The sequence below is a fragment of the Acidimicrobiales bacterium genome (assembly GCA_035316325.1).
Lineage (GTDB): Bacteria > Actinomycetota > Acidimicrobiia > Acidimicrobiales > VFJN01 > DASXTK01.
The window spans coordinates 1-4,607 of record DATHJB010000202.1 but is presented as its reverse complement, the minus strand read 5'-3'; the positions used below and the strand labels follow the sequence as shown (position 1 = coordinate 4,607).

Here is a 4,607-nt window from a genome sequence, read left to right as displayed (position 1 = left end):
TGCCTCCGACTGACTGACTGCAGATCGGTCGCAGCCCCAGCCAACCGCTTCGAGGAAGCAGCTCCCACCGAGCATCCAAGATGTCTGTGACCAAACTGTGACCACGTGCTCGCCCCGGGACCCCTGAGCTGGGCTTTCGTGATCAGTCCGGGTGGGGGGGAGGAAATCGACCCCTAATACTCACCGAAGACAAAAACCCAGGTCAGAGACCTGGGATTTCTCCCCGCTGGGGGGAGGACTTTTGAGGACTAAGACGACCAGGTCGGTGACCTGGGGGCATTTGGTTGCTCGGGGGGGAGGACTCGAACCCCCAATGACTGGACCAGAACCAGTTGTGTTGCCGATTACACCACCCCCGAAAGGTGGAAACGACAGACTATCGAGCCGGCGATCACTCCTGCGACACGATACGACGGTCGATCTGGTCGTCGACGTTGACCAGGCGGCGGAAGCCCACGATGCGGCCGATGGCGACGGCGCCGGTCTCCTTGACCAGCTCCTTCATCGACCCGCCGCGGCGGCTGGGCGACACCGAGGAGTCGAGGCCGAGCTCGTCGGCGATGGCGTCGACCCGGAGGGCGTGGTAGCCGTCGGTCACCATCACGGCGTCGGTCAAGCCCCGGGCGCGCAGGATCCGGGCCGCCGCCGCGATCGACTCCCAGCTGTTGTGGCCCTGCACCTCGGTGAGCAGGGCGCTCTCCGGCACGTCATGCTCGCGCAGCCAGGTGTAGCCGGTGAACGCCTCGGTGAACCGGTCGCCCTCCTGCTTGCCGCCGGTCACCACGATCACCTTCACCACGCCGCGCTCGTAGAGGTCGAGCGCGTGCTCGAGCCGGTCCTCGAGCACCGCCGACGGCCGCCCGTCGTACTGGGCGGCCCCCAACACCACCGCGGCGTCGGCCTGGCGCGCGCCGTCCTGCCGGCTCGTCCACCACACCTGCACGAACGTGATGCCCAGGTAGCCGACGAAGAACACCATCGCCAGGCCCGCCAACCGCAGGTAGAGGCGCCGCCTCGTCTTCTTGTCACGGAGCGACCCCACCGACTGGGCGGCGCGGCGCGCCCGTCCCCGCCCCGGCTCCGGCTTCCGAGGTGCCGGCTTGGAGCGGGCCAGGCCGATCACAGGCGTTGACGCGCCTTCTGCAGTCGGTCGAGCGTGCGGTCGCGGCCCAACTCGACCAGCGATTCGTACAACGGCGGGCCGACCGTGCGACCGGTGGTGGCCACCCGCACCGGCGCCTGGGCCTTGGACATCTGGGCCTGGCCCTCGGCGTTGACGAAGCCGGCATCGACCGCGGAGTCGCGCAGGGCGGCCTCGACGGCGTCGCGCTCCCACGGGCACGACGCGAGGCGGGCGAGCGCGGCATCGAGCATCGCTGCGGCCCGGTCGCCCAGCTTGGCCACACCCTTCTGCCACGACTCGGGGTCGATCTCGACGTCGTCGCCCCGGAGGAACTCGATCATCGGCTCGACCTCGGACAGCAGCCGCACCCGGTCGCGCACCAGCTCGGCGATCGGCCGCAGCACGTTCGACGACTCGTCGCCGTGGGTCAGGTACGGCCCAGCCCGCGTCACGAACTCGTCGGCGGGGAGCGCCCGGATGTACTCGGCGTTGAAGTGCTGCAGCTTCTTCACGTCGAAGAAGGCCGGCGACGAGTGCACGTCCTCGAGGCGGAACAGGTCGACGATCTCGCCGAGCGGGCGGATCTCGACGCCGTCCGGCGGTCCCCATCCGAGCAGTGCCAGGTAGTTCACCATCGCCTCGGGGAGATACCCGCCCGCCCGGAAGTCAGCCACCGAGACGGAGTCACGGCGTTTCGAGAGCTTCTTGCGCTGCTCGTTGACCAGCACCGGCAGGTGGGCGAACACCGGCCGGTAGTCCAACCCGAGCGCCTCGGCCAGCAGCAGGTACTTCGGGGTGCCGTTGACGTGCTCCTCGCCCCGCACGACGTGGGTGACGCCCATGTCGGCGTCGTCGACGATGTTGGGCAGCAGGAACGTGGGCATGCCGTTGGACCGCAACAGCACGAAGTCCTCGAGCACGCTGTTGTCGAACTGCACGTGGCCGCGCACCAGGTCGTCGAACGCAGTGGTGCCCTCGTCGGGCGTGTGGAAGCGCAGGGCGACGCCGGGGCCGGGCTCGACACCCCGCTCGCGGCAGAACCCGTCGTAGCCGGGTGGACCGCCCCGCTCCTTGGCCCGGGCCTGCACCTGCTCGGCCGTGCAGTCGCACCAGTAGGCCCGGCCGGACGCCAGCAGCTTCTCGGCCGCCTCGCGATAGAGGTCCAGCCGCCGGCTCTGGTACAAGGGCTCGCCGTCCCACCCGAGGCCCAGCCACTGCATCGTCTCGAGGATGTTGTCGGTCAGCTCCGGCCGGTTCCGCTCGACGTCGGTGTCCTCGATGCGCAGCAGCATCTCGCCGCCCGTCTGGCGCGCCACCAGCCAGTTGAACAGCACCGCTCGGGCCGACCCCACGTGGAGGTAGCCGGTGGGCGACGGTGCGAAGCGCAGACGGGGAGCAACGGGCACGACGCCAGGGTACGCGCAGCCTGTAACAGATAAGGAGCGAGTAGCCCCGGCGATCAGAGATCGAGCAGCGCGCGCCAGTCCTTGAGGTGCGCCTCGGCCACCTGTTGGGGCGACTGGCGCAGCACGTCCTCGGCCACCATGTCGACGATCCGTCGCTGCGCGGCGTAGTGGTACGGGTTGGCCACCTCGGCGAACAGCGGCTTGCGCAGGGCCACCAGGTCTTCGGGTGCCTCCCGCAGGAAGCCCCACACGGTGAACGCCACGGTGAGGTCGTGCAGCACCGGCGCCCGGCCGAACACCGACGCCCGCTTCAGCGCCACCCCGACGCATCCGGCGATCGCGTCGACCTCGTGCTCGCCGTCGGTCAGGTACAGGCGCCCCTCGAACCGGTGGGCCAACACGTAGGCGTAGCCCTGATCGGGCCCGGGCATGCCCAGCCGGGGACCCTGCGGCTGGCGGCCCGGCGCGACCTCGCCGGGACGGTTCCCCATCCACGACCCGGCCCGGCGCGGCGGCGACTCGTAGCTCCGGACACGCTGGACGGCGGGCTGGGGGACGTACTCGGGCGCGGCCACGGCGTGACACTAGAGGTTCAGCGGATATGCGGTCACCATCGGGGGATAGCCCTACCCAGGGATTTCAGGGCCACCGGATGTTCACTGTCACACCCCCTTCGTAGTGTGCTCATCGTGATCCGAGAGCTGCTGCGACCGTGGCGTGAGCGCCAGACCTGGTGGGACCTCGTCCACCTGGTCCTCGACGGGTTCGTGGGCCTGGCCACCTTCCCCGTCGTGCTCAGCGGCCTGGTCGTCAGCGGCGCCTTCCTGCTCATCCCCTTCCTGTGGCCGGCGGCGGCCATCAGCCTGTGGTGCCTGTTCCTCTGCGGACGCATCATCGGGCACGTCGAACGGTCCCGCTTCGCCGCGCTGCTCGGCGTCAACCTGGCCGACCCGGTGCCGCCACTGCCCAGCGCCAACCCATGGCGCCGCTTCGTGGCGCGCTTCAAGGTCGCCGCCCGCTGGCGGGAGCTGGCCTACGGTCTGCTCATCCTCCCGCTCGGCCTGGTCACGATGCTGGTGGCGCTGGCCGTGTGGTGCGTGTCGGCGGCGATGATCCTGCTGCCGCTCTACGTGCGCGGCCTGCCCGGCGACTCCGCCAAGTTCGGCCTGTTCACCGTCGGTTGGGAGCCCCAGCCGGCGCTGTGGTTCGTGACCCTCGTCGGCGTGGCCGCCTTCGTGCTGGTGGCACCGTGGGTCACCATCGGCCTCGCCCGGTTCGACGGCTGGGTCGGCCGGCGGCTGCTGGGCCCGCCGGGGGGCGACGAGATGCGGCAGCGCGTCACCCAGCTGGAGTCCAGCCGCTCGGCGGCGGTCGACAGCGCAGAGGCCGAGCGCCGGCGCATCGAGCGCGACCTCCACGACGGTGCCCAGCAGCGGCTCGTCTCGCTGGCCATGGGGCTCGGCGCCGCCCGGGAGCGGTTGGAGAGCGACCCCGAGCGGGGCCGCGAGCTGGTCGCCGAAGCGCACGAGGAGGCCAAGGCGGCGTTGAAGGACCTGCGCGACCTGGTGCGCGGCATCCACCCGGTGATCCTCGAGGACCGCGGGCTCGACCCGGCGCTGTCCGCCGTCGTCGCCCGCTCCCCCGTCCCCGTGAGCCTGAACGTCGAGATCGAGGAGCGACCACCCGCGGCCGTGGAGAGCACCGCCTACTTCGTGGTGTCGGAGGCGCTCACCAACGTCGCCCGGCACGCCCAGGCCCACGCCGCCCAGGTCAACATCGTCCGGGCCGGCGACCGGCTGGTGATCGAGGTGCGCGACGACGGCCTCGGTGGCGCCGACGCCTCGAACGGCACGGGGCTCACCGGCCTGCGCAACCGGATCGCCGGCCACGGCGGCAGCATGCACGTCGTGAGCCCCCTCGGCGGCCCGACCACACTCCTGGTGGAGATCCCGTGCCGATCGTGACCGGGGGCGGGAGGGTGTCGCCGTGAGGATCGTGATCGCGGAGGACTCGGTGCTGCTGCGGGCCGGGTTGACCGGGTTGCTGGCGGACGCCGACCACGAGGTGGTGTCGACGGT

4 protein-coding genes and 1 tRNA gene are annotated in these 4,607 nt (G+C 70.8%); 1 reads left to right on the top strand and 4 read right to left on the bottom strand.

Features of this window, described 5'->3' with window-relative positions; translation table 11 throughout:
- Positions 1-287: 287 nt before the first annotated feature.
- The 4 genes from VK611_26395 to VK611_26380 form a co-directional block, all read right to left on the bottom strand.
- Positions 288-359, bottom strand: a tRNA-Gln gene (locus VK611_26395).
- Positions 360-391: 32 nt separating this feature from the next.
- Positions 392-1,123 (bottom strand): YdcF family protein, encoded by a 732-nt coding sequence (locus VK611_26390; GenBank protein HMG44892.1) that lies wholly within the window; start codon positions 1,121-1,123, stop codon positions 392-394.
- Positions 1,120-2,529, bottom strand: coding sequence for a glutamate--tRNA ligase (gltX, locus tag VK611_26385; GenBank protein ID HMG44891.1), 1,410 nt, complete (start codon positions 2,527-2,529; stop codon positions 1,120-1,122). The genes VK611_26390 and gltX overlap by 4 nt, the downstream gene beginning before the upstream one ends.
- A gap of 53 nt (positions 2,530-2,582) precedes the next feature.
- The gene (locus tag VK611_26380; protein ID HMG44890.1) at positions 2,583-3,104 is read right to left on the bottom strand and encodes a hypothetical protein; all 522 of its coding nucleotides are present in this window, start codon (positions 3,102-3,104) and stop codon (positions 2,583-2,585) included.
- A 114-nt stretch (positions 3,105-3,218) separates the two neighbouring features.
- Between VK611_26380 and VK611_26375 the strand changes: the two genes are divergently transcribed.
- Positions 3,219-4,493, top strand: coding sequence for a sensor domain-containing protein (locus VK611_26375; protein ID HMG44889.1), 1,275 nt, complete (start codon positions 3,219-3,221; stop codon positions 4,491-4,493).
- Positions 4,494-4,607 lie beyond the last annotated feature (114 nt).